Annotated in this window: 22 protein-coding genes and 2 tRNA genes; 4 read left to right on the top strand and 20 right to left on the bottom strand. The window is 61.7% G+C overall.

The window, feature by feature from the left end:
• Positions 1-121: 121 nt before the first annotated feature.
• The 11 genes from C2134_RS09790 to C2134_RS09740 form a co-directional block, all read right to left on the bottom strand.
• Entirely contained in the window at positions 122-784 is a 663-nt protein-coding gene (locus C2134_RS09790) for an amino acid ABC transporter permease (protein WP_103319624.1), read from the bottom strand.
• 71 nt (positions 785-855) lie between these two features.
• Complete coding sequence (locus C2134_RS09785) at positions 856-1,590, bottom strand: transporter substrate-binding domain-containing protein (RefSeq protein WP_233196408.1); 735 nt, start codon at positions 1,588-1,590, stop codon at positions 856-858.
• Positions 1,591-1,778: 188 nt separating this feature from the next.
• Positions 1,779-2,735 carry a GumC domain-containing protein gene (locus tag C2134_RS09780; protein WP_103319621.1) on the bottom strand — a complete coding sequence of 319 codons (957 nt, stop codon included), beginning with the start codon at positions 2,733-2,735 and terminating at the stop codon, positions 1,779-1,781.
• Positions 2,736-2,913: 178 nt separating this feature from the next.
• Positions 2,914-4,005 (bottom strand): redox-regulated ATPase YchF, encoded by a 1,092-nt coding sequence (ychF, locus tag C2134_RS09775; RefSeq protein WP_103319620.1) that lies wholly within the window; start codon positions 4,003-4,005, stop codon positions 2,914-2,916.
• A 67-nt stretch (positions 4,006-4,072) separates the two neighbouring features.
• The gene (pth, locus tag C2134_RS09770) at positions 4,073-4,654 is read right to left on the bottom strand and encodes an aminoacyl-tRNA hydrolase (protein WP_103319618.1); all 582 of its coding nucleotides are present in this window, start codon (positions 4,652-4,654) and stop codon (positions 4,073-4,075) included.
• A 91-nt stretch (positions 4,655-4,745) separates the two neighbouring features.
• Complete coding sequence (gene rplY, locus C2134_RS09765) at positions 4,746-5,033, bottom strand: 50S ribosomal protein L25 (RefSeq protein WP_103319616.1); 288 nt, start codon at positions 5,031-5,033, stop codon at positions 4,746-4,748.
• A gap of 60 nt (positions 5,034-5,093) precedes the next feature.
• Complete coding sequence (locus tag C2134_RS09760) at positions 5,094-6,077, bottom strand: ribose-phosphate pyrophosphokinase (RefSeq protein WP_021478224.1); 984 nt, start codon at positions 6,075-6,077, stop codon at positions 5,094-5,096.
• A gap of 89 nt (positions 6,078-6,166) precedes the next feature.
• Positions 6,167-6,241 (bottom strand) — tRNA-Gln (locus tag C2134_RS09755).
• 6 nt (positions 6,242-6,247) lie between these two features.
• Positions 6,248-7,102 (bottom strand): 4-(cytidine 5'-diphospho)-2-C-methyl-D-erythritol kinase, encoded by an 855-nt coding sequence (ispE, locus tag C2134_RS09750; protein WP_103319615.1) that lies wholly within the window; start codon positions 7,100-7,102, stop codon positions 6,248-6,250.
• A gap of 55 nt (positions 7,103-7,157) precedes the next feature.
• Positions 7,158-7,700 carry a lipoprotein insertase outer membrane protein LolB gene (gene lolB / locus C2134_RS09745; protein ID WP_103319613.1) on the bottom strand — a complete coding sequence of 181 codons (543 nt, stop codon included), beginning with the start codon at positions 7,698-7,700 and terminating at the stop codon, positions 7,158-7,160.
• Positions 7,697-9,463 (bottom strand): tetratricopeptide repeat protein, encoded by a 1,767-nt coding sequence (locus C2134_RS09740; RefSeq protein WP_233196407.1) that lies wholly within the window; start codon positions 9,461-9,463, stop codon positions 7,697-7,699. The genes lolB and C2134_RS09740 overlap by 4 nt, the downstream gene beginning before the upstream one ends.
• A gap of 100 nt (positions 9,464-9,563) precedes the next feature.
• Between C2134_RS09740 and mutM the strand changes: the two genes are divergently transcribed.
• Both mutM and C2134_RS09730 read left to right on the top strand, forming a co-directional pair.
• On the top strand, positions 9,564-10,376 hold the full coding sequence (mutM, locus tag C2134_RS09735; protein WP_103319636.1) for a bifunctional DNA-formamidopyrimidine glycosylase/DNA-(apurinic or apyrimidinic site) lyase: 813 nt from the start codon (positions 9,564-9,566) through the stop codon (positions 10,374-10,376).
• A gap of 47 nt (positions 10,377-10,423) precedes the next feature.
• Positions 10,424-11,245 carry a lysophospholipid acyltransferase family protein gene (locus tag C2134_RS09730; RefSeq protein ID WP_103319609.1) on the top strand — a complete coding sequence of 274 codons (822 nt, stop codon included), beginning with the start codon at positions 10,424-10,426 and terminating at the stop codon, positions 11,243-11,245.
• 7 nt (positions 11,246-11,252) lie between these two features.
• On the opposite strand, the gene C2134_RS09725 is transcribed toward C2134_RS09730, so the two are convergent.
• A complete protein-coding gene (locus C2134_RS09725; RefSeq protein ID WP_043623116.1) occupies positions 11,253-12,086 on the bottom strand; it encodes a symmetrical bis(5'-nucleosyl)-tetraphosphatase in 834 nt (277 codons plus the stop codon).
• Between the two features lie 119 nt (positions 12,087-12,205).
• Between C2134_RS09725 and C2134_RS09720 the strand changes: the two genes are divergently transcribed.
• Positions 12,206-14,230 (top strand): UvrD-helicase domain-containing protein, encoded by a 2,025-nt coding sequence (locus C2134_RS09720; RefSeq protein WP_103319607.1) that lies wholly within the window; start codon positions 12,206-12,208, stop codon positions 14,228-14,230.
• A gap of 262 nt (positions 14,231-14,492) precedes the next feature.
• On the opposite strand, the gene C2134_RS09715 is transcribed toward C2134_RS09720, so the two are convergent.
• Positions 14,493-15,218: a c-type cytochrome gene (locus C2134_RS09715; protein ID WP_233196406.1), complete on the bottom strand. Its 726-nt coding sequence runs from the start codon at positions 15,216-15,218 to the stop codon at positions 14,493-14,495.
• 154 nt (positions 15,219-15,372) lie between these two features.
• On the opposite strand from C2134_RS09715, the gene C2134_RS09710 reads away from it, so the two are divergent.
• Positions 15,373-15,449, top strand: a tRNA-Arg gene (locus C2134_RS09710).
• A gap of 229 nt (positions 15,450-15,678) precedes the next feature.
• Here the strand turns inward: C2134_RS09710 and C2134_RS09705 are convergent.
• The 7 genes from C2134_RS09705 to pap form a co-directional block, all read right to left on the bottom strand.
• Complete coding sequence (locus tag C2134_RS09705) at positions 15,679-16,221, bottom strand: NUDIX hydrolase (protein WP_103319604.1); 543 nt, start codon at positions 16,219-16,221, stop codon at positions 15,679-15,681.
• A 52-nt stretch (positions 16,222-16,273) separates the two neighbouring features.
• A complete protein-coding gene (locus C2134_RS09700) occupies positions 16,274-18,136 on the bottom strand; it encodes an ABC transporter ATP-binding protein (protein ID WP_103319602.1) in 1,863 nt (620 codons plus the stop codon).
• A 124-nt stretch (positions 18,137-18,260) separates the two neighbouring features.
• Entirely contained in the window at positions 18,261-18,470 is a 210-nt protein-coding gene (locus C2134_RS09695; protein ID WP_043623136.1) for a hypothetical protein, read from the bottom strand.
• A 290-nt stretch (positions 18,471-18,760) separates the two neighbouring features.
• Positions 18,761-19,642, bottom strand: a complete 882-nt coding sequence (locus C2134_RS09690) for an NUDIX hydrolase (RefSeq protein WP_103319600.1) — start codon at positions 19,640-19,642, stop codon at positions 18,761-18,763.
• A gap of 112 nt (positions 19,643-19,754) precedes the next feature.
• The gene (recD, locus tag C2134_RS09685; RefSeq protein ID WP_103319634.1) at positions 19,755-21,449 is read right to left on the bottom strand and encodes an exodeoxyribonuclease V subunit alpha; all 1,695 of its coding nucleotides are present in this window, start codon (positions 21,447-21,449) and stop codon (positions 19,755-19,757) included.
• A gap of 31 nt (positions 21,450-21,480) precedes the next feature.
• Entirely contained in the window at positions 21,481-22,221 is a 741-nt protein-coding gene (locus tag C2134_RS09680; RefSeq protein ID WP_146042125.1) for a substrate-binding periplasmic protein, read from the bottom strand.
• On the bottom strand, positions 22,214-23,698 hold the full coding sequence (gene pap / locus C2134_RS09675) for a polyphosphate:AMP phosphotransferase (RefSeq protein WP_103319597.1): 1,485 nt from the start codon (positions 23,696-23,698) through the stop codon (positions 22,214-22,216). The genes C2134_RS09680 and pap overlap by 8 nt, the downstream gene beginning before the upstream one ends.
• Between the last annotated feature and the right edge of the window lie 16 nt (positions 23,699-23,714).

Below are 23,714 nucleotides of genomic sequence, written 5' to 3'. Positions count from 1 at the left end.
TGAGAACCTCCTGCGCAGAAAGGGAAACCGCCCTGCTAGCTACGCCAGCAGGGCGGTTGAGTCGGGCTGACCATCACATTAGCCCCGAATCTCGGGGCTTTTTTCTTGATGCTCCACGGCCTCAGCGCTGGTGCGCCAGATTGAGCCGGTTCTCCACATGGCGCTGCAAGCGCTCGAACAGCGCGCTCAGCGCCCAGTAGATGGCCGCGGCGGCGAGGTAAAGCGGCAGCGGCTGAAAGGTTTGGGCAATGACTTCCTTGGTGGCCAGCATCAGTTCGGTCACCGTGATCACCGATACCAGCGAAGTATCCTTGATCAGCGAGATCAGGCTATTGGACAAGCTGGGCACTGACAAGCGCAGAGCCTGCGGCGCGATGATGTGGCGCATGGTCTGCCACCAGGTGAAGCCTAGCGAAAACGCCGCCTCCCACTGGCCCTTGGCTACCCCGGCGATGCCGCCGCGCAAACTTTCCGACAGATAAGCCGCCACGTTCAGCGTCAGCGCCAGCACGCCGGCCGGCACCGGGTCCAGCTCCAAGCCCACGCCGGGCAAGCCATAGTAGATGACGAAGATCTGCACCAAGAGCGGCGTGCCGCGCATCGCGCTGACGTAAAACGCCGCCAGCTGCGCCAGCAGCGGCACCCTGGCTACCCGCACCATCGCCACCATGAAACCCAGCGCCAGCCCCAGCGCCATCGCCACCACTGCGAACAGCACCGTATGCCAAGCGCCCTTAAGCATCACCGGCAGCGCCGCCTCGAACAGAGCCATCCAATCGCTCATGCCATCCCCTCCATAAAGGCGACGCCCCCGCTGCGCAGGGGCGTCTCATCCATCCTGATTCCGCTACGGAATTACTGCTTGGCTACTGCCGGCGCCTTAGAAACATCGATGCCGAACCATTTGAGCGAGATTTTCTTGAACGTGCCATCTGCCTTCATGCCGCTCAGCGCCTGATCGATCGCCGCCTTGAATTGCGGATTGCCTTTGGCGAACGGAATCGCCATCGTCGCCACCTCGCCAACCGGGGCGCCGGCCTTCAGCGGCAGTTTAGCCTGCTTGATGGCAAACGGAATCAACAGGCTGTCGTTCAGCGCCGCGTCCAAACGGCCGGTAGCCAGATCCTGCAAGTATTCCGGCGCGCCCGGATACGTCTTCACCTGCACGCCCGCCACCGCCTTGGCCATATCCGCATAGTTGCTGCCCTGGCCTACACCCAGCTTCTTGCCGTTCAAATCGGCCAAGCTCTTGAAGTTTCGCGTTTCGTTCTTGCGCACGATCAGCTGCGCGCTGGAATAGGTATACGGCTGGCTGAAATCGAACACGGCCTTGCGCTGCGGCGTCAGCCCAACCTGGTTGACCACGATGTCGAACTTGCCGCTCTGCAGGCCAGCCAGCAAGCCGCTCCACTCAGCCGCAGTGAATTCCGGTTTGACCTTCATGCGACGGGCGATCTCGCTGGCGATTTCAACGTCGAAGCCGGTCAACTGCTGCTTGGCGTCCTTGAAGTTGAACGGCGGATAAGTCCCCTCCAATGCGATCTTCAATGTGCCGCGCTGTTTGACGGCATCCAGCAGACCTGCCGCCATCGCGGCAGGCATGGCAAGCAGGACAAGTAAAGCAGTAAGAGGCAGTCGAATATTCATATAACAATTTTTTATTTAGAATGTTAAAAACATTAACATGAAGAATATCAGACTTCTCTGACTTACAGCAAGCCTACGCCCTCAAAAGAAAAACCCACTGCATGCAGTGGGTTCTATTGCAATCTTGAGCCTCAGGCCTTGGCAAGCTCCGCTTGCCGCTGACGCCGCCATTGCAGGAGCAGGCAAAGGCAGGTAGTTAGGAACAAGCCCGCCAAGGCGCTTAGCACAACTATCAGCCCCCCCCTGGGACTCGCCTTCTCCAACGGCGTCACCGCAGGCAGCACTACCTGTACATCCTGCGCGGCCTGCAACTCCGCCACTCGAACCTGTCGTTGCAATTCATCGGCCAAAGCACGGTTGAAGTAGAAATCACGCAGCAATTTCAACTGCTCGCCCGGCAGCTTATACAGGCTGGAGTTGCCTTTTTCCAACTCGGCCCGCAATTGCAGCAAATTGCCCATCAGGCCTTCTTTTTCGCCCAGCGCGTATTGTGCATCGAGCGAAGCGAAACCGATCAGGATTTGTTCGGCGTTGCCATCCAGACTGAGGCGATTACGCAAACCCATTTTCTCAATGGCGCCCGCATCGTTGTCCAGCTCCTTGCGCGCGATGTCCAAGCGCCCGCGCAACACGAACAAACGCTTGCTTTGCTCGGTCGCATGGCTATCCAGAATCTGCTGCCGCACTATGGCTGCCAGCGCGCCGGCAATGCTTGCGGCCTGCTCCGGATCCTGATCCCGCACGCTCAACTCCAGCAAACCATCTTTAGTGGCTGACGCTTTCACCCGATTCAACAATTCAAGCTTGGCTTCCCTATCGCCCTCAACTCGATAACGCTTTTGCAGATCGAAACGATCCACCAGGCCATCCAACGTCGTCGCGCCCTGTGCAATGGCGATGCCGCCTTGCGCGCCTACCGGCGCCGGAATCGACAGCAGCGTTTTGCTATCGTATTGATTTGGCATCTTCCAGGCGATCAAGCCAGCCGCTACGGCAAAAACCAACACTCCGCACAACAACCAGCGATACCAGATACAGACAAATGCCCAAATCTGAGCCAGATCCAATTCATCTTCACGATCTTGCAAAATATTTTCCCCAAGCGAATCCGATCGTTTTCAAGCAACTACCTTACTTTAGGTGAACCTTTATATTGCTATCTGATGCTACTTTGATATTAAAACTGACCCAGCCCATTTGGCTGGCAGGATTTGCAAAATAGCCGCATTCCCATGCGGCTATTTCAATTAAATCTTACAACGATGTTTAGACATTGAACAGGAAGTTCATCACATCGCCATCCTGCACGACGTATTCCTTGCCTTCCGCCCGCATCTTGCCAGCCTCTTTGGCCTTGGCTTCGCCGCCGTAAGCGATGAAGTCTGCGTAGGCGATGGTCTGAGCGCGGATGAAGCCGCGTTCGAAATCAGTGTGGATGACGCCGGCCGCTTGCGGCGCGGTGTCGCCGATATGGATGGTCCAGGCGCGGACTTCCTTGACGCCAGCAGTGAAGTAAGTCTGCAGGCCCAACAGCTTGTAGCCGGCGCGGATCAGCCTGTCCAAGCCCGGCTCTTCCAGACCCAGCGTTTCCAGAAATTCAGCCTTGTCGGCATCTTCCAGCTCAGCGATTTCAGATTCGATCGCCGCGCATAGCGCCACCACCGGCGCGCCTTCTTTGGCCGCGTATTCTTCCACTTTGGCCAGCAGCGGGTTATTGCTGAAACCGTCTTCCGCCACGTTGGCCACATACATGGCTGGCTTGATGGTCAGCAGGCACAGCGGCTTGATCAGCGCCTTCTCTTCATCGGACAGGCCCAGCGAACGCGCCGGCTTGCCTTCGTTCAGGTGCGGCACCAGCTTGTCCAGCACCGCGATCAGCGCGCGGGCATCCTTGTCGCCAGACTTGGCTTTCTTGCCCTCGCGGGTGATGGCTTTTTCCACGGCGGACAGGTCGGCCAGCGCCAGCTCGGTCAGAATGGTCTCGATGTCGGCGATCGGGTCCACCTTGCCGGCGACGTGCACGATATTGTCGTCGTCAAAACAGCGCACCACGTTGACGATGGCGTCGGTCTCGCGAATGTTGGCCAGGAACTGGTTGCCCAGGCCTTCGCCCTTGGAGGCGCCCGCCACCAGGCCGGCGATGTCGACAAACTCGACGATGGCCGGCTGGATTTTCTGCGGATTGATGATCTTGGCCAGTTCGGCCAGACGATGATCCGGCACTTCTACGATGCCGACATTAGGCTCGATGGTGCAGAACGGGTAATTGGCGGCTTCAATGCCGGCCTTGGTCAGCGCGTTGAACAGGGTGGACTTGCCGACATTGGGCAAACCGACGATACCGCATTTCAGACTCATGGCTGTCTTCCTAGAATTTCTATTTCAATCCATTATGGCGGCGGTCCAGCGGACCGCCAGCCCGCAATCACTTCGCTTCGGTGTGCAGCGTCTTCATCGCCTCGGCCATCTTGCCGGCGATGGCGCGCGGCAGCTCGCGCAAGGCGGCCAGGATGGCCTCGTCCAGCGCCTGCTGCTCCTCGGCGCGCGGCTTCTTCAACACGAAGTTGGCCACTTCTTTCTTGTCGCCGGGGTGGCCAATGCCGAGCCGCAAGCGCCAAAAAGCCGGCGAGCTCAGCCGCGCCGCGATGTCCTTCAAGCCGTTGTGGCCGCCATGGCCGCCGCCCTGCTTGAAGCGGGCGACGCCAGGCGCAAGATCCAGCTCATCGTGGACCACCAGAATCTCGTCCGGCAGTATCTTGTAAAAATGCGCCAGCGCCAGCACGGCCTGGCCGGACAGATTCATATACGTCATCGGCTTCAACAGCCAGACGTCCTGGCCTTCGACTTGGATTCTGGCGACGTCGCCATGAAACTTGCCTTCGCTGCGCCAGTTGCCCTTGAACTGCCAGCACAGCTCGTCCACCAGCCAGAAGCCGGCGTTGTGGCGCGTCTTTTCGTATTCGGGGCCCGGATTGCCCAGGCCAACAATCAGGCGGATGCCGGACATGTCGTCATTCCAAATTAAAAAGCCCGCTGCCCGCCACATGGGCGCACAACGGGCTCTTCACCGTTACCGCCAGGCGGCACGGCAGCAGGGATTACACACGAGCGAAATCGATGTGCAGCACTTGCTGTTTGTACGGGTGCATTTGGAACGCGGCAACCTTAACCTGTTCCTTCTGGCCATCGATCACCAGATCCAGCACGGAGGTGTGGAAATCTTCGTGCTTGACGGCGTGGTAGATGGTGTTGTGGTCCAGTTCCAGGGAAACGGCTTCCTTGCCAGCGCCGTATACCACGGCCGGCAGTTTGCCAGCGTGACGCAGGCGGCGGCTCGCACCCGTACCCAGATCAGCACGCTTGGCAGCAATCAGTTCGTAAGACATGTCAAAACTCCAGTTTCAGATTAAAAGCACCCGGCCCGCCGCGACCAGCAGGCCCGATGTTTACGGCAGGCAAGCGCCCGTCGCAACCAGTTCCTCATTGAAGAGGTAGGACACCGATTCTTCGTTGTTGATGCGGCGCAGCGTCTCGGCCAGCAAGCCGGCGATGGAGGCCACCCGGATATTCGGGCAGGCCTTGGCCGCAGCGGTCAACGGGATGGTGTCGGTCACCACCACCATATCGATGTCGGAATTCTTGATGCGATCCACCGCCTGACCTGAGAAGATCGGGTGGGTCGCATAGGCCAGCACGCGCTCGGCGCCGCGCTCTTTCAACGCGCTGGCGGCCTTGCACAGCGTGTTGGCGGTGTCGATCATGTCGTCGACGATCAGACAGGTGCGGCCGGATACGTCGCCGATGATGTTCATCACTTCGGCCACATTGGCTTTCGGGCGACGCTTGTCGATGATCGCCAGATCGGTGTTCAGGGCCTTGGCCACTGCGCGGGCGCGGACCACGCCGCCCACGTCCGGGCTGACTACGATCAGGTCGTCGAAGCGCTGGGCGCGGATGTCCTTCAGCAACACCGGGGTGGCGTAAACATTGTCCACCGGGATGTCGAAGAAGCCTTGAATCTGGTCGGCATGCAAATCGACAGTCAGCACGCGGTCGATGCCGGCGCTGGTCAGCATATTGGCCACCAGCTTGGCCGAGATCGGCACCCGGGCGGAACGCGGACGGCGATCCTGGCGGGCGTAGCCGAAGTAAGGAATCGCCGCGGTGATCCGGCCGGCGGAGGCGCGCTTGAGCGCGTCGGCCATCGTCAGGATTTCCATCAGATTGTCGTTGGTCGGGGCGCAGGTGGATTGCAGAATGAAAACGTCGCGGCCGCGCACGTTTTCCAGCAATTCCACCGCCACCTCGCCGTCGCTGAACTTGCCGACATCGGCGCGTCCCAACGAGATATCCAAATGTTTGACTACGTTCTGAGCAAGTTCCGGATTAGCCGTACCGGTAAATACCATCAAACTGTCGTATGCCGCCATGATTCGCTTTGCCTTAGCTGGATAAAGAAAAAGCGTGTAAGGCATTCTTACACGCTTTTTTCATGCTCTCTCTTATTTGGAGAAAGTCCTGGCTGGGGAGGTAGGGATCGAACCTACGAATGCCGGAATCAAAATCCGGTGCCTTACCACTTGGCGACTCCCCAGTAACCTTATTCAGCGCTGTCGAACAGGGGATGGACATCAAGTCCTTCAGCAACAAATCCCTGATATTTTTCCGACAACACTCGGTAAACTTTATCGGCTTCGTCTTTCGACTGAAACTCCAGGAACACGCAGGCTCCGGAGCCGGTCATCAGCGGCGAACCATATTTTTTCAGTTCGCTCAGTACTTCATTCACCGCTGGAAACATTCTCGTTACAACGTCTTGCAGATCGTTTCTGCGTTGCTGCGTTGTTTCGAGGCTTCGCATTATGCCGAGGCGACCAAGCCCTGTCAACATGCCCTGCGAAAAATTTCGGAATATCGCGGCGGTGGGCACATGTACCTGTGGGTGAATTACCAAATACCAGGCCGGCTTCAAAGAAACCGGCTCCAGGACCTCACCGACGCCGGTCGCCAGCGCGCTGCGGCCGAAGATGAAAACCGGCACGTCCGCGCCCAGTTGCAAGCCGAGCTGCTGCAGCCGCTCGCGAGGCCAATTCAAGCGCCACAGCCGATTCAAGGCGATCAATACCGTGGCGGCGTCGGAACTGCCGCCGCCCAGGCCGCCGCCCATGGGCGTGCGTTTTTCCAGCTTGATGCTGGCGCCCAGGGCGCAACCGCTTTCTTGCTGCAACAATCTGGCCGCGCGCACCGTCAGGTCCTGCTCTGGCGGCACGCCGTCAGTCGGCGTCAACAGCTCGATCTCGCCATCGTCGCGCACCGCCAGATGCAAGGTGTCGCCAAAATCGATGAAACGGAACACCGTTTCCAACAGGTGGTAGCCGTCCGGCCGCTTGCCCACCACGTGCAACAATAAATTCAGCTTGGCCGGGGCCGGGAAAGAGTAAAACGCATGCTGCATATCGGTCTTGAATCTGTATCTGAATGGGTATTTTGCGGATGGGCAACAGGACCACTCACTGCCAGCTCTGCACCACCACTTTGACGGTCAGGCCATCGCGCTGCATTTCCACCCGCTTGGGGTGCTGGCTATCGACGTCGGCGTCGCGCACGAATTGGATGCGCCAGCCCTGCTGCTCCAGGCTGCCGTCGGCGTCGAGACGGCTGGGCAAGTTCGGCGCCGGCAGGCCGCGTATCCACCATACCAGATTGGACAGCGGCAGCGGCCAGCCCATCACTTGCCGGGTCAGGCTCTCCACGTCGTCGGCCTGCCAGCGCTTGCCGTCCGCCAACAGAACCACGCCATCGCCGTCGCGCAGCACCTTGGCTACGGTATTGCCCAGCGGCGAGTTGATCGCCACCTCGTCGCGCGGCGGCTGATGCTGCCAGTCGAAATTGGCGACATGGCCCTTGCCGTCCAGATTGGCAGACAGCCGGCCGCTGACGCTGAACGGCGTATCGATGGCGGCGGACGCTGACGGGGCGGCGCGGAACGGCACTTCGCGGCTGGCGCAGGCTGTCAGCAGCACGGCCAGCAGCGCGCAGGCCAGCCATTTCATCGCTTGGCCCCCAGCCGCCGCATGGTCTCGGTGATCACTTCATGGTCCGGATGCGCCGCCAGTTCCTTCTCCCATAGCTGCTGCGCCTCGTCGCGCCGGCCCTGACGCCACAGCACCTCGCCCAGATGAGCCGCCACCTCGGGATCGGGCATGGCGTGGTAGGCCTTTTCCAGATATTTGCGCGCCGCATCCAGCTTGCCTTGCTTGTACAACACCCAACCCATGCTGTCCTGGATCACCGGATTGTCCGGCTCCGCCTTCAGGGCCTTGTCGATATAGCCATAGGCCTCATGGTAGCGGGTGGTACGATTGGCCAGCGTGTAACCCAGCGCGTTCAGCGCCTGGGTATCGCCCGGCTTGTCCTTGAGAATCAGACGCAGATCGCGCTCGGCGTTGCCGGCATTGCCCAGCATGTCCGACACCAGCGAACGCTCGTACAGCAGCTCGATGGAACGCGGTTGGCGGCGCAGCGCCTGGGTCAATAGCTCATACGCGCGTTGTGGCTGCTTGGCGTCGCGCGCCAGCTGCGACTGCAACAGCACCACCGACACTTTTTCCTGATCCGTGCTGCCCAGCAGGCCCAAGCGGCCCAAGGCTTCGTCGAGCTGGCCCTCGCCGGCCTCCAGCAGCGCCAGCCGCGACTGCGCCGGCAGATACTGCTGGCCAGGCCCGACCTGGCGATACCAGTTGGCGGCGCGCGCCGCGTCGTGGTCGTCTTCGGCGATCTGGCCCAGGGTGAAACGGACAAAATCCGGTTCAGGGTGGCGCTGCGCCAGCGCCCGCTCCAGGCGATCCGACGCGGTTTTCAGATCGCGCATCTGATAGGCCAGCAGACCGGTGGCGTACAACAGGTCCGGATTATCCGGATAATCTTTCAATAGCGCTTCAAACGCCGCTCGCGCCTCGACAAAGCGCTTGGCGCCAACCAGCAGCCGCGGATAAGCCATCTGCAGTTCCAGGCTGGCCTGCGGCCGACGCGCCAGTTCGCGCTGCAAAAACGCTGCCGCCTGATTCATATCCTGCCGCCGCAAACGGTCCACCTGCCAGGCAACCGGCAAATCCCACTGTGGGGCGATCTGGGCCAGGCGGTCGAACTCCCGGTCCACCGCGGCCTTGTCGCCGTTATCCGCCGCCGCGGCCAGCACGGCGAAGCGCGCTTCCGGCAGGTTCGGATACTGGGCGGCCAGTTCGCTGACCATCTGATAGGCGCGGGCCGAGCCGCCGTCCGGCCGCGTGCTCAGCCTGGCCAATTGCACGAAGATGGCCGGCGCGCGCGCAGGTTCGCGCCGCAGCAGCTCCTCTGCCAGCGGCTTGCTCTCGGCCAGGTCGCCGCTGCGCATCAACGTGACGAACAACTGCTCGCGCGCCGGCAGAGAGTCGGGATCGAGTTCTATCCACAAGCGCAAGGCCGCGGCCGCCTCTTTCAACTGGCCGGACAGCAGGCAGAACTCGGCGGCGCGCTGCGCCAGCCTGGGGTCGCGCGTCTGACGGGCAAGATCGAGATAAGTCAGCCCAGCCGAACCGGCGGCGCCGCGCTGGGCGGCGATCTCTCCGGCCAATACGCCATAAAAGATTTCCGGCGTCAGCTCCACTTTGGGCAGCGCGGCATCCGCCGACTTGGCGGCATCATCCTGGCTGGCGTTGTCATCGCCGGCGGCGTTCTGCTGCACTGGAGGTACCGACGGCGCGGGTGGCTTGACGCTGGCGCATGCCGCCAGCAGCAGCGCCAGCAGCAATGGAAGGGTTCGTTTCAGCGGTTTCATTCGCATGGAGTCTAAGGTGCCTGCTCAAAGCCTGTTGAACGCGTAGAATAGCATGTCCGGTTTTTATGTTTGCACCATTTACCGATTCGCATTGAAGACCATGCCCGAACTGCCAGAAGTCGAAACCACCCGCCGCGGCGTCGAGCCGCATCTCGCCGGCCGCACCTTGCGCGGCGCGGTCGTGCGCAACCCCTCGCTGCGCTGGCCGGTGCCGCCCGATCTTGCCGAGCGCCTCGCCGGCGAGACCGTGCTCGCGGTGCGCAGACGCGCCAAATACCTGCTGCTGGAATGCCAAAGCGGCACCTTGCTGATTCACCTGGGCATGTCCGGCAGCCTGCGGGTGATGGCGTCCGGCGCGCCGGCGCAAAAGCACGACCACGTGGACCTGTTGCTGGACGGCCAGCTGCTGCGCTACCGCGATCCGCGGCGCTTCGGCGCCATGCTGTGGCATGTCGGGCCGATCGAGCTGCACCCGCTATTGAAAGACCTGGGGCCGGAGCCCTTGTCGGACGCCTTCGACGGCGCGGTGCTGTTCAAGGCCATCCGGCGCCGCAGCAGCGCCATCAAGCTGGCCATCATGGACAACCACGTGGTGGTCGGCGTCGGCAATATCTACGCCAATGAGTCGCTGTTTTACGCCGGCATCGCCCCGACGCGTCCTGCCAACTCGCTCAAGCGCGCCGAATGCGACCTGCTGGCAGCAGAAATCCGCGCCGTGCTGCGGCGGGCAATCGATGCCGGCGGCAGCACCTTGCGCGATTTCGTCGACAGCGAGGGCAAGCCCGGCTACTTCCAGCAAAACTATATGGTGTACGACCGCCAGGAGGCGCCGTGCCGCCGTTGCGGCACCCCCATCCGTCATATCCGCCAAGGCCAGCGCAGCTCTTACTATTGCCCGCTGTGCCAGCCGTGATAGAGTGGCGGCCTGTCATCATTCAGACTCGAAATCTTAAAAAAACCTTGAAGTCATCCGCTACCACCTCAGTCGCCACTCGCTGCGGCCGCGTATTGCGCCTGCTTGGCCATCTTGCCGTAGGCGTGTTCATCATTGCGACCCGCTATTCCCGGCTGGCGCAGGCCGAGCGCGCGGTCGTCACTCGCCGCTGGGCGCAGCACGCGCTGAAGATACTCGGCGTCAGCATCAAGGTTCAGGGCATCAATCCCGGTTTTTACCCGCCCAATACGCTGCTGGTGGCCAATCACGTGTCCTGGCTGGACATCATCGCGCTGAACAGCTGCACCGTATCGCGCTTTGTCGCCAAACGTGAGATTCGCGATTGGCCGCTGATCGGCTGGCTGGCCTATGTCGCCGGCACGCTGTTCATTGATCGCGGCAACCGCCGCGACGCCTCCCGCGTCAATCAGATTCTGGCCGAGGCGATGCAGAACGGCGGCTGCATGGCCGTATTCCCGGAAGCCACCACCTCGGATGGCAGCGGCCTGTTGCCGTTCAAGGCCTCCTTGTTCGAGGCGGCCCTGCTGGCGGGCGGCACGGTGCAGCCGGTCTCGCTGCGCTACCAGCGCCCGGATGGCAGCCTGCTGCTGGAGGCGGCCTATATCGATGAGATTTCGCTGCTGCAAAGCATGGGAAAGGTGCTGTCCGTCCCCGAAATCGAGGTCGAAATCTGCTACGGCAAGCCGTTGAAGGCCGGCGATGCCGGCCTGGACAACCGCTTTCTGCTGGCCGAGGCCGCCCGCGCAGAGGTGGCGCGCGGCTTGCGTTTGGCGCTGGAGGCCCCGGCCGCGGCGGCTAGCCAGGCCACCAGCGAAACCGGCGCCTGAGCCAGCCCTATTTACCCGCTGCCAGCGCGACTTCTCGATACGCCTCGCACGGCAGGGAAAACAGCTGGCGGTCGTCCAACCGCAGCGCGGACAGGCTGCCGCCCCACAGGCAACCGGAGTCTATCGCCAGAATATCCTCGTCCAGATGCAAGCCCAGCGCCGACCAGTGCCCGCACACGATGGGCGTGCCGCCATGGCGGCGGCCCGGCGCCTCGAACCACGGCACCAGATTGGCCGGCGCGCCGTCCAACTCGCCCTTGTAACTCAGATCGATCTCGCCGTCGCGGGTCAGGAAGCGCATGCGGGTCATCACGTTGACGATGATGCGCAGCCGGTCCACGCCTTTCAGGTCGTCGCTCCAGCGCGTCGGCTTGTTGCCGTACAGGCGGCCCAGGAATTCCCGATATCGATTGCTGGCCAGGCCGAACTCCACTTCCTCGGCCAAGCGCAGCGCCTTGGAAATGGTCCACTCCGGCAGCAAGCCCGCGTGCACCATGGCGTAGCCATGCCCCTCCAGCATCAGCGGCTGGCAGCGCAGCCAGTCCAGCAGGACCTTGCCGTCAGCGGCGTTTAGAATGTCCTCGATGGTGTCGTCGCGATGCAGCTTGCCGAACCCCTCCGACACCGCCAGCAGATGCAGATCATGATTGCCCAGCACCATCTCCACGTGATCCTGATGGCGGAATACCCAGCGCAGCACGTCCAGCGACTGCGGGCCGCGATTGACCAAGTCGCCGGTCAGCCACAAGGTGTCTTTGCCAGGATTGAAATCGATCAGGCGCAGCAGCTTCTGAAAAGGAGCGAAGCAACCCTGGATATCGCCGATTGCATAGATGGCCATTATTATTTCCTTGTGAAGCGGATCGAGGACGATCCCATCCGCGTTTAAGCCATGATACCCCATGCTACAATGCACGGCCTCGATTACCGAATTGCTACGCCCGTCCGGGCCATACCGCCATGTCCGCTCCCCTGCTCAACCCGCCGCAACGCGCGGCCATTCATTACCTAGACGGCCCGCTGCTGGTGCTGGCGGGCGCGGGCTCCGGCAAGACCCGGGTCATCACCTACAAGATCGCGCATCTGGTGCGGCAGGGCGGCATCCCGGCGCGGCACATCGCCGCCATCACCTTCACCAACAAGGCCGCGCGCGAGATGCTGGAGCGCGTGGGCAAGCTGATGACCTCGGCCGAGATCCGCGGCATCACCGTCTCCACCTTCCACTCTTTGGGGATGCACATTCTCAGACAGGAAGCGCCACATCTCGGTTATAAACCGCAATTCTCCATTCTGGACTCCTACGATGCCGGCAAGATCATCGCCGACATCTTGAACACCACGTCCAAAGACGAGATCCGCAAAGTGCAGAGCCAGATCTCGCTATGGAAGAACGACCTGAAAACGCCGGACGACATGCTGCTGGCCGCGCAGGATCAGTGGGAAAGCATCTGCGCCAAAACCTATATCGCCTATCAGGACACGCTGACGGCCTATCAGGCGATGGACTTCGACGATCTGATCCGCCTGCCGGTGCAACTGTTCCGCGAACATCCGGAAGTGCTGCTCAAATGGCAGGGCAAGCTGCGCTACCTGCTGATCGACGAATACCAGGACACCAACACCTGCCAATACCAGCTGGTGAAACTGCTGACCGGCGTGCGCGGCCTGTTTACCGCAGTCGGCGACGACGATCAGTCCATCTACGCCTGGCGCGGCGCCAATATGGAAAACCTGCGCCTGTTGCAGCAGGACTTCCCTCAGCTCAAGGTGATCAAGCTGGAGCAGAACTACCGCTCCACGGCCCGCATCCTGCGCGCCGCCAACAGCGTGATCTCCAACAATCCGAAATTGTTCGAGAAGCAGCTGTGGAGCGAACTGGGCTTGGGCGAACCGATACACGTGGTGCAGTGCAAGGACGAGGAACACGAGGCGGAGACCGTGGTGCAGAAGCTGCTGGCGCACAAGTTCGAGCACCGCACCGACTTCAAGGACTACGCCATCCTGTACCGCGGCAATTATCAGGCGCGGATTTTCGAGCAGGCGCTGCGCAATCAGCGCATTCCGTACCAGATGGCCGGCGGCCAAAGCTTCTTCGACAAACCGGAGATCAAGGACCTGTTGGCGTATATGCGCCTGATCACCAACCCGGACGACGACCCAGCCTTCATCCGCGCCATCACCACCCCCAAGCGCGGCGTAGGGGCGGGCACGCTGGAGAAACTGGGCGCCTGGTCCGGCCAATATGGCAAGAGCCTGTTCGCCGCCGCCCACGACGGAGGGCTCCGAGTGCAGATTCAAGCCGCGCAGCTGGCCCCGCTGGAACAGTTTTGCGACTTCATCACCCAACTGCAATACCGCGCCACCCGCGAGGAAGCCGGCAAGCTCGCGCTGGAACTGCTGCAGGCCATCGGTTACGAAGCCTGGCTGTACGACAGCGAGGACAGTCCTAAGATTGCCGAGACCAAGTGGAAAAACCTGCTGGAGATGGTGGCCTGGCTGGCGCGCAAGGGCACCGACGATGGCAAGAACCTGATCGAACTGACCCAGACCATCGCGTTGATCACCATGCTGGAAGGCCGTGACGAAGGTGAAGTCGACGCGGTAAGAATGTCCACCCTGCACGCCTCCAAGGGCCTGGAATACCCTCATGTATTCCTGGTCGGTTGCGAGGAAGGCATCCTGCCGCATAGCGAGTCAGTAGAGAACGGCATGGTGGAGGAAGAGCGGCGGCTGATGTACGTCGGCATCACTCGCGCCCAGCGCAGCCTGACGCTGAGCTATTGCGTCAAACGCCGCCGCGCCGGCGAATGGCAATTCATCGAGCCGTCCCGCTTCATCAGCGAGATAGACGGCGACGACTTGCGCCATTTCGGCAAACCCGGCGCGGAACCGCTAGTCAGCAAGACGGAAGGCAAGTCGCGGTTGGCCAATCTGACGGCGATGCTGGCCGGCAAGGACAAGTCCGGCGACCCGCCGCAGAATTGAGCAGGCAAGAAAAATGGCGCCGCGAGGCGCCATAAAGAAGAATGAGGAACATCTCTGGGTGAAGCGAGGCTGGGGAACCCCACCTGACTTGCAAGCTTGACTGGCCTACCCGTCAATCAGATGTACCCATGATGCCTGAAGTGGCCTGCGCTGCCACCTGTCCTTTCTATCCGGTCACATCTATTGACTTTTTGACGCAATGCAATATTCATGAAAAACGCCCCAGGCATGAACCATGGGGCGCTTTTATTACTGCTATCAATTATTTTGAATTATTGACCATATACTCGACTGCGGCGCGGAATTCCGCATCGCTGCCGGTATAGCCGCCTTTGGGCGGCATGGCGTTCAAGCCCTTGGTGGCGATCTTCACCACTTCATCCAGGCCCGGCTTCAGGCGCTCGGCCCAAGCTGCCTTGTCGCCGAATTTCGGCGCGTTGGCTACGCCTGCCGCGTGGCAGGCCACGCACACGCTTTCATAGATCTTCTTGCCCACCACGGCGGGATCGGCCGCAGCCGCCGCGCCGGCTGCGCCGCCAACCGGCGGTTCGGTGAACTTGGCGCCGCCGGCATTGCCCATATAGGCCACCGCGCGCTTGACTTCGTCATCGGTCAAGTCCGGCGAACCACCCTTGGCCGGCATCGCGTTGAAACCGTGCAAAGCATGGGTCACCAGCGTATCCCACCCCTTGGCGATGCGCGGCGCCCAACTGCCGGCGTCGCCGAATTTGGGCGAGCCGGCCAGACCCGTGCCGTGACAGGAAATGCAGATCGCCTTGTATACCTGCTCGCCGGTGCGCATGCCCGGCGGCGCATCGCTGGCCTTGGATTCGCCGACCGGCTTCAGACGGGCCGCGACGGCTTCCTTGGTCATCACCTCGGCATCCACATTGAATCCACTGGTGGCCAGCTTGGCCAGAAGCCAAATCGCCACGACAAGAAAGACAACGACGCTGACCAGAACCTTTACGATCTGATCGGGGGCCATTCCGTTCTCATTACTCATCCCAAGCCTCGCCTGAAAAAATGACATTTAAAACCTGTCGATTATAAAGTATGCAGGTGCGCAAGGCAAAAAACCATACTCTGGACTCGGATTAGTTTTCTGTTGTATGATGCTTCCTTGAGTGCCATCGCACAAAGCACCCGTAGCTCAGTTGGATAGAGTGTCAGTTTCCGAAGCTGAAGGTCACAGGTTCGATCCCTGTCGGGTGCGCCAAAGAAATCAAGGGCTTGTAGCTTCACGCTGCGGGCCTTTTTTGTTTTTTATGCTGCCATTTTTCTGAATTACCGTAAATAGAACGGGGCTATAAAAAACATGCCATCCGGCAACCGCCGCCGCAATCCCGCAACATCCCACCGCCCAGCCAAGTGTTTTTTTGCGCGTCAAATTTGATATAGATCATTTCGGCGCCGAATTTCACCGGATGCGATGCCACCGTTCTGCCTCAGCCAAACAAGCCCTGCCTCATGGCCAGCAACAACGGAACCAGTGACAGGCTATCCGGAATCTCATGGCGCGCGATCATTTCCATCACTTCGTTCCCATCAAACCAGCCCGTTTCCAACACCTCATTGCCGTCGATCTGCTCGCAGCGCCGTTCCGTTTGCTCCGCCAGGAAAATCTCGAACAGCTGATTGCTGCTGCCATATGTCGGATAAAAGGCGATCAATGGCTGCAGCACCAACGCGGCATGGCCGGTTTCCTCCAGCAGCTCGCGCCCCGCGGCTGCGAGAGACGCCTCGCCGGCATCCACGCCGCCGGCGGGAATCGCCCAGACTTCGCGATCGATCAATACCCGGTACTGGCGCACCAGCAGCACTTTCCCCGCATTCAAAGCCAAGACGCCCACTGCGGAGCGGTCATACTGCGCGGAGAAATAGCGAATCAAGCTGCCATCCGGCAAGCGGACCTGGCGCCGCCACACCTGAAACCAGGGATTCGCATGCTCCACGCTGACATCCAGCACCTCCCAAGCCGCATTGGCCATCGCGTTGTCCTTTAGGCATGCCCCCCCTGCCCGCGGCCAGGGGTTGGCTCGATCATCCCATCAACGACACACTGTCGTTTTCGTCGTCATCTTCCTCGCCGAGGAAGCCTCCGCTCTGATGGGCCCACAATCTGGCGTACAAGCCGCCATGCGACAGCAATTGCTGGTGGGTGCCCTGCTCCACCACCTGGCCGCGGTCCAGCACGATCAACCGGTCCATCGCCGCGATGGTGGACAGACGGTGCGCGATCGCCACCACTGTCTTGCCTTCCATCAGACGGTACAGACTGCTCTGGATCGCCGCTTCCACTTCAGAGTCCAGCGCGCTGGTCGCCTCGTCCAGCAGCAGTATAGGCGCGTCCTTCAGCATCACGCGCGCGATGGCGATGCGCTGGCGCTGGCCGCCGGACAATTTGACGCCGCGCTCGCCGACGTGGGCATCGTAGCCGGTGCGGCCCTTCGGGTCGCTCAGGGTGCGGATGAATTCGTCCGCTTCGGCCTTGCGCGCGGCCGCGATCATGTCCTCGTCGCCGGCATCCGGCCGGCCATACAGCAGGTTCTCCCGCACCGAGCGGTGCAGCAGCGAGGTATCCTGCGTCACCATGCCCACCTTGGCGCGCAGGCTATCCTGCGTGACGCCGGCGATGTCCTGGCCATCGATCAGGATGCGGCCGCCGTCCAGATCATAGAAGCGCAGCAGCAGGTTCACGATGGTGGACTTGCCGGCGCCGGAGCGGCCGACCAGGCCAATTTTTTCGCCGGGACGGATGGTCAGGTTCAGATTGGCGATCACCGACTTGGCGCCGCCATAGGAGAAATCCACGTTCTCGAAGCGGATCTCGCCGCGCGGCACCTCCAGCTTGGCTGCATCGGGCTTGTCCAGCACCGTGACGCGGCGCGACAGCGTGGTGATGCCGTCCTGCACCGTGCCGATATTTTCAAACAGGCTGGACATTTCCCACATGATCCAGTGAGAAATGCCGTTCAGGCGCAGCGCCATCGCAATCGCCGCCGCTACCGCGCCGTAGCTGACTTCGCCGCGGCTCCACAGCCACAGCGCCGATCCTGCGGTCAATCCAACCAGCAGCATGCTGGTCAACTGATTGACAATCTCGAAGCCGCTGACCAAACGCATCTGGCGATAGGCCGTGGTCAGAAACTCCTGCATCGCGCCCTTGGCGAAGCGCGCCTCGCGCTGGCCATGCGAAAACAGTTTGACGGTGGCGATATTGGTATAGGCGTCGGTGATGCGGCCGGTCATCAGGCTGCGCGCGTCTGCCTGCTGAGTCGCGGCCTTGCCCAGGCGCGGCACGAAGAACCACAGCGTCGCGACGTACAGCGCGAGCCAAGCCAGGAAAGGCAGCAGCAGGTAGAGGTCGAAATGCCCCAGCACCGCGATCATGGTGACAAAGTAAATCACCACAAACACCATGATGTCGGTGAGGATCAGCACCGTGTCGCGCACCGCCAGCGAGGTTTGCATCACCTTGGCCGAGACCCGGCCGGCGAATTCATCCTGATAAAAGCTCAGGCTCTGGCCCAGCAAGTGGCGGTGGAAATTCCAGCGCAAGCGCATCGGAAAATTGGAAAACAGACCCTGGTATTTGCACATCGCCTGCATGGCAACCAACGCGACGCTGCCCAGCAGGATGCCGCCGAGCAAAAACAGATGGCCGCGTTCGCGCTGCCACAGTTGATCCGCCGGCGTCTTGGCCAGCCAATCAACCACCGAGCCCATCATCGAAAACAGCAGGGCTTCGAAGGCGCCGATGCAGGCAGTCAGCAGCGTCATGCACAGGATCAGACCGCGCAGGCCTTTGGTGCAGAACCAGATAAAGGAAAAAAAGCCCTGAGGAGGTTGGGCAGGGGGCGTGTCCGGATACGGGGACACTCGGCGTTCAAACCAGCCAAACATAAAGATCGCTCCGCTCTCCGCCGCCGGGGAGGCGCGCGGACAATGGGTTTAAGGGAGCGATGACGGTAGCGTATCCTGCGGCAAGATGCAACGGGAAAGTTGTAAGAATGCAGTCCGCGCGGAGCTACTCGATCCACTCCTGTTTGATGTAGACCTCTTCCAGCTTTTCGGTCTTGCGCGTCTTCACGTCCACGCGATGCACCTCCGCGCGCACATTTCCCCTATACACACGCAGCATCAGCTCCGCGGCTTGACGCGCCTGTTCCTGAGTCGGATGCAACGGCCCCTTGTCGTCGATGCCGAAGTGCGGCGAAATCAATTTCAACCGGTACATTTTTATTATCTCTGTCGAAGCGGCGTTTATTGAATTTTTATACTGATTGGATTTCCTCTCGGCAATATTAACATGAGTTAAGCTGAGCGCTCACCCTAATGCGCAGCCCATCCCGAACTTTTACACAACATCATATGGCGCTTACAAAACCACTTAAAATCACAATATTCCAATATTGAAACACTCATCATAAAAATGATGAAAAATCATACCGCATCGACTCATCTCAAAAATAAACCCGGCATTGCCGGGCTTTTTCATTCACGCAAGCGGGGCGCGATAAGCTGGACTCAGGCCAGCGCCGCCTCATCCTGCCCCATGGCATGCCGAATACGCGCCAGCGCGTCGGCCACCACCGGATTGGCCTGCTGCCAATAGCCCAAACGGCACAGGCAATCCATGCAGACCAGGGCGGCATCGATCATGAAGCGCTCAGCCACCAACAGCTGCTCCACCTCCTCCAGCGGCAGCAGCAAGTGCTCCGCCACCTCTCCATCCTGACAACAGGGCGGCTGCCCCAGCGGCAGCCACAAATCGTAGGCATACAGCCATTCGCGATGCAGACCACGCTGCACCGGGCGCTGCGCCAGCAGCAGAGAGGATGGCTTGAGTCCTTGCAGCGACTCGCGCGCGATGCCGGCCTCTTCCCAGCCCTCGCGCTCCAGCGCCAGCTCCAGCGTCTCGCCGGCCGCCACGCCGCCGCCAACCAGATTGTCCATCCGGTTCGGGTCCACGGCCTTATGCGGGCTGCGCCGGCCGACCCACATCCGAACTTCTCCGTCCGCCATGCGGCACAGGCCGTTGATATGAACCGCGCGGCTGGTCAAACCCAGCGGCCGGAAGGCGGCGCGTTCCAGCTCGAAAAAGGGCGTGCCGTCCTGACGGAAGGCGGTAAAGTTTTCGTTGCGCCAGCCGTTCAGCCAGCCGGCCTGCTGCCAGCGCCGCGCCGCCAAGGCCAGCGCATGGCTGATGCTGCGGTAGCTGCCGTCCAGCCGGCAACAGACGCCAAGGTAGTTTTCTTCGAACAGGGCTGACTCATGCTGCAGCAAGCGCGCCTTCCATTGCGCGTTGACGCAACCCATGCGTTCGGCGCCGATGAATAGCGGCGTGAACTGTTGGGAATCGAATCGGCTGATCTTATCCAGATAGCCCAGAACGGCATCCACCTGCATGAACACTCTCCCCCTGCATTTTTTCGGGAAGGCTGCATCTTAGGATGTCTACCGGCGCTTGACTATTCTTCCTCGCACAATGACGCGAAGTGTTGCATTCCATCCATTTGGCTCAGCGCAAACGGTCCGCCAAGCCGGAATCGCGCCGCGGCGCGGAGGCCACGCCCGCCAGCCAGACCGCCTCGCTGCCCGCGACGGCAAAGCGAGAACGCGCCCGGGTGATGGCGGTATACAACATAGCCCGGTTCAACAATGGCCCCACCTGCTCCGGCAGCTGCAGCCACACTTCGTCGTACTCCGAACCCTGGCTTTTGTGAACCGTCATCGCGAACACCGTTTCGTGCGCCGGCAAGCGCGCCGGCGCAAAGGCCCGCCAGCCGCCATCATCCGCCGGAAACAGTACGCGCAGGCCTGCTTCGCTCTGCAGCGCAAAGCCGATGTCGCCGTTGAACAGCCCGAGTCCGTAATCGTTCTCGCTGATCATGACGGGCCGACCCGGATACCAGTCGCGGCCCGGCTGTTTGAAGCCATCGCGCTCCAGCTTGCGCTCGATGCGCTGATTGCATTCGGCCACCTGGCGCCGTTCCGCCGCCAGCAACATGAAAGCGGAGAAGGCGCTTTGCACCCGCTCCGGCGGCTCGCCTGCCGCCACGGCGCGCCAATAGCCCTCGCGCCTGGCCAGCAAAGCCGCGTCCTCCACCGCGTCCCGCAGCGCCACGTCCGCCCAGGCCTCGTCGCGCAGCACATCCAGCGCCGCCGCGCCGTCGCCGGCGTTGACCCGGCGGGCCAGCTCGCCGATGCCGGACTCCGCGCCGAAGCGATGGCTGCGCGTGAGCAAGGCGACGCAGTCGGTCAAGGCCCCGGCCTCGCCGCCGCTTTCCGGCTCGGTGCCGCATACCCGCCGCAGCCATTGCCGGGTGGATTCGCGATAGCCGATGCGGGCGCACAACTCGCCCAGCACCGCGCCGGCCTCCACCGACGACAGCTGGTCACGATCGCCCAGCAGGATCAGCCGGGCCTGCGAAGGCATCGCCTCCACCGTGCGCGCCATCAGCGCCAGGTCTATCATCGACGCCTCGTCCACCACCAGCAGGTCCAGCGGTAGGGGATTGCCGCCATGATGGCGCGGCTGCTCCGCGCCGGGACGCAAGCCCAGCAGACGGTGCAGCGTTTCCGCCTTGGCCGGCAGCTGACGCCTCACCGCCTCGTCCACGTCCAGCCTGTCCCGCGCCGCGCGCACCGATTCGGACAGCCGCGCCGCCGCCTTGCCGGTCGGCGCCGCCATCGCCATCACCAGCGGCCGCGGCGACAAGGCCGCCAGCAAGGCCAGCAGCCGCACCACGGTGGTGGTCTTGCCGGTGCCCGGCCCGCCGGAAATCACCATCAGCCGCTGCCGCGCCGCCAGTGCCGCCGCCAGCTTCTGCCGATCCGGCTGGCCATCGCCGGCATCGGGAAACAGCCGCGCCAGCAAGTCCGACAGCCTGGCCTCGTCCGGCAGCGGCAAAGGCTCGGCCAAACGGATCAGCGCCGCCGCCAAGCGGTCTTCATCATGCCAATGGCGGGCAAAATACAGCCGCCCCGCATCGTCCAGGATCAGCGGCGCATACGCGCCGGGCGCGCCGACCAGCGGGCTGGCCCGCAAGGCCTTCAGCTCCGCCCGATGCGCCAGCGGCAGACAGACATGGCCGGCCTGATTGGCGTGGCTCAACTCGCCGATCAAGGCCAGCAGGGTGTCGTCTACATCGGGCAACAGCCGCGAGAACAAGGCGGCCAGTTGCTCAGGCAACTGGGGTGACAATGATTTCATCATGAATCCGGGAATGGCCATGCCGCCGCAGTCAGGGAACGACTGGACCGCGCAGGATGAATAAAGGCTTGAGTTTGCCCTGGTTGTTGAGCGTCTGGATGGCCTGATTGAATCTCGGCAGCAGCTCGCGATACTGCGGATGCAGGCGCAGCATCACCGGCAGGCTGCCTGCCGACTCCGACAACTGGCAAAGGCTGCCCTCGGCCCGTCGGTTCCAGTACAAGGCGCGGCCGCGCTCCAAGGCCGCCGCTTGCACCTGGCCCAGCCGCAGTTTGTCGAGCAGTTCGTCCTCGTTGCTCGATACGTCGCGCTTCAGCCGCTGCGCCTGGAATGCAGGCTCCAGCAAGGGGTACTGCTGCCCGGCCAGCGTGCCCACCGTCCAGCCTTTCATATCGGCCAGCGCAGTCTGGACATGCCCTTTGCCGGGCGGCAGGCACAGCTGGTACTCCACCTCGCCTATCGGCATGGTATAGAAGCCCGCCACCGGCGACAGCGCGCGCCAGGACGGGTTGACGCCGACCTCCACATCCAGCCGGCCGATCACAAACAGTTGCTCCAAACGCTGCGTCGGGTAGTAGTCGAGCTGGAAGCGGATGCCGCTCTGTCGCGCGATCAGCGCCACAGCCTCGCGGTAAGCCTGCTGCAACTCGCCATCCCCTGCCTGGCGCAGCGGTTCGCTGCTGTCGTTGGCCACGCCGGCGCGCAGGATGACTTGCGCCCACACCGGCAGGCTCAACAGACCCATCAGGCAAAACCAGAGCACTCTACTCACTCAACCTTGCCTCCAATGCTTCGCAGATGGTGGTCAGAATCTTGATCCGGGCGAAATACTTGTTATTGGCCTCCACCAGGGTCCACGGCACCTTGCTGGTGCTGGTGCGGTCCACCATGTCGCTGACGGCCTGGCGGTACAGATCCCATTTATCGCGGTTGCGCCAATCCTCGTCGGTGATCTTGAAGCGCTTGAAGCCGGTTTCCTCGCGCCCCTTGAACCGGGCCAACTGTTCGTCCTTGCTGATCGCCAGCCAGAACTTCAGCACGATGGCGCCGTTCTCGGTCAACTGGTGCTCAAAATCGTTGATCTCATAGTAGGCGCGCATCCAGTCCGCCTCCGCGGCAAACCCTTCCACCCGCTCCACCAGCACCCGTCCGTACCAACTGCGGTCGAAAATGGTGATGCGGCCCTTGCCCGGCACATGGCGCCAGAAACGCCATAACCATGGCTTGAGCTTTTCCTCCTCGGTCGGCGCCGCCACCGGCACCACCCGGTAACGCCGCGCATCAAGCGCCTGGGTGATGCGGCGGATGCTGCCGCCCTTGCCCGCCGCGTCGTTGCCCTCGAACGCCAACACCAGCGAATGGCGGGCGAAGCGCGGATCGCGCGTCAGCTTGCTGAGCCGGCCCTGCAGCTGATCCAGCTTTTTCTGATACGTGTCCTTGTCCAGCTTCTGATCCAGCACCAGGGTGTCCAGCACCAGCTTGTTGTCTATCGGCGCCAGCAGCGGCGGGGCTTCGGTATGGTCCGTGGTCAGCACGGTCTGGCCGATGCGCTTGCGGATCGCTTCCAGTATCGTATTGGCGACAGTCAGGCTGCGGTAATTGGCGTCCTCGCCGTCGATGATGATCCACGGCGCATAGGCGGTATTGGTCAGGCGCAGCATGTGTTCGCCGTATTTGCGGATCTTGTCGTAGCGCTCGTAGTGCTCCCAGTCGGTCTTGGTGACGCGCCAGCTGGTGGCCGGGTCCTGTTCCAGTTGCTTGAGCCGCTGCTTCTGCTTGTCGCGGCTCAGATGGAACCAGAACTTCAGCACCACCGCGCGGTCCAGCGTCAACATGCGTTCGAAGCGCAGGATGTCGAAAATCTGCCGGTCGAACGCGTCGCGGTCGCTGCGGTTGAATACCCGGTCAAACAAGGTATCGGAGTAATACGAGCCGAAGAACATGCCAATGCGGCCATTGGCCGGCAGCTCGCTCCAGTAGCGCCACATCCACGGCCGGGCGCGCGCTTCGTCGTTGGGGCTGTCAAACGCCACCGTATGGATCAGCCGCGGGTCCAGCCACTCGTTGATCAGGTTCATGGTTTCGCCGCGGCCGGCGCCGTCGAAACCGTGAATCAGGATCAGCACCGGGACATTGGCTTGTTCTTTCAGGTCGTACTGCACGTCGAGCAATGCCTCGCGCAGCGAGGGCATCATCTTGCGAAACGTGTCTTTGTCTATGCGGTGGCCGATTTCGGCAGATTCAAACATGAAGTTCCATCCTTAT

The sequence above is a fragment of the Chromobacterium sinusclupearum genome (assembly GCF_002902845.1).
GTDB classification, from domain to species: Bacteria; Pseudomonadota; Gammaproteobacteria; order Burkholderiales; family Chromobacteriaceae; genus Chromobacterium; species Chromobacterium sinusclupearum.
This window is presented reverse-complemented; position numbering and strand designations above follow the sequence as displayed.

Bases quoted from the DNA above. Each gene is read 5' to 3' on its own strand.
- C2134_RS09790 (WP_103319624.1), bottom strand. From the start codon at position 784: ATGAGCGATTGGATGGCTCTGTTCGAGGCGGCGCTGCCGGTGATGCTT.
- C2134_RS09785 (WP_233196408.1), bottom strand. From the start codon at position 1,590: ATGGCGGCAGGTCTGCTGGATGCCGTCAAACAGCGCGGCACATTGAAG.
- ychF (WP_103319620.1), bottom strand. From the start codon at position 4,005: ATGAGTCTGAAATGCGGTATCGTCGGTTTGCCCAATGTCGGCAAGTCC.
- pth (WP_103319618.1), bottom strand. From the start codon at position 4,654: ATGTCCGGCATCCGCCTGATTGTTGGCCTGGGCAATCCGGGCCCCGAA.
- rplY (WP_103319616.1), bottom strand. From the start codon at position 5,033: ATGTCTTACGAACTGATTGCTGCCAAGCGTGCTGATCTGGGTACGGGT.
- C2134_RS09760 (WP_021478224.1), bottom strand. From the start codon at position 6,077: ATGGCGGCATACGACAGTTTGATGGTATTTACCGGTACGGCTAATCCG.
- ispE (WP_103319615.1), bottom strand. From the start codon at position 7,102: ATGCAGCATGCGTTTTACTCTTTCCCGGCCCCGGCCAAGCTGAATTTA.
- lolB (WP_103319613.1), bottom strand. From the start codon at position 7,700: ATGAAATGGCTGGCCTGCGCGCTGCTGGCCGTGCTGCTGACAGCCTGC.
- C2134_RS09740 (WP_233196407.1), bottom strand. From the start codon at position 9,463: ATGAAACCGCTGAAACGAACCCTTCCATTGCTGCTGGCGCTGCTGCTG.
- mutM (WP_103319636.1), top strand. From the start codon at position 9,564: ATGCCCGAACTGCCAGAAGTCGAAACCACCCGCCGCGGCGTCGAGCCG.
- C2134_RS09725 (WP_043623116.1), bottom strand. From the start codon at position 12,086: ATGGCCATCTATGCAATCGGCGATATCCAGGGTTGCTTCGCTCCTTTT.
- C2134_RS09720 (WP_103319607.1), top strand. From the start codon at position 12,206: ATGTCCGCTCCCCTGCTCAACCCGCCGCAACGCGCGGCCATTCATTAC.
- C2134_RS09715 (WP_233196406.1), bottom strand. From the start codon at position 15,218: ATGGCCCCCGATCAGATCGTAAAGGTTCTGGTCAGCGTCGTTGTCTTT.
- C2134_RS09705 (WP_103319604.1), bottom strand. From the start codon at position 16,221: ATGGCCAATGCGGCTTGGGAGGTGCTGGATGTCAGCGTGGAGCATGCG.
- C2134_RS09700 (WP_103319602.1), bottom strand. From the start codon at position 18,136: ATGTTTGGCTGGTTTGAACGCCGAGTGTCCCCGTATCCGGACACGCCC.
- C2134_RS09695 (WP_043623136.1), bottom strand. From the start codon at position 18,470: ATGTACCGGTTGAAATTGATTTCGCCGCACTTCGGCATCGACGACAAG.
- C2134_RS09690 (WP_103319600.1), bottom strand. From the start codon at position 19,642: ATGCAGGTGGATGCCGTTCTGGGCTATCTGGATAAGATCAGCCGATTC.
- recD (WP_103319634.1), bottom strand. From the start codon at position 21,449: ATGAAATCATTGTCACCCCAGTTGCCTGAGCAACTGGCCGCCTTGTTC.
- pap (WP_103319597.1), bottom strand. From the start codon at position 23,698: ATGTTTGAATCTGCCGAAATCGGCCACCGCATAGACAAAGACACGTTT.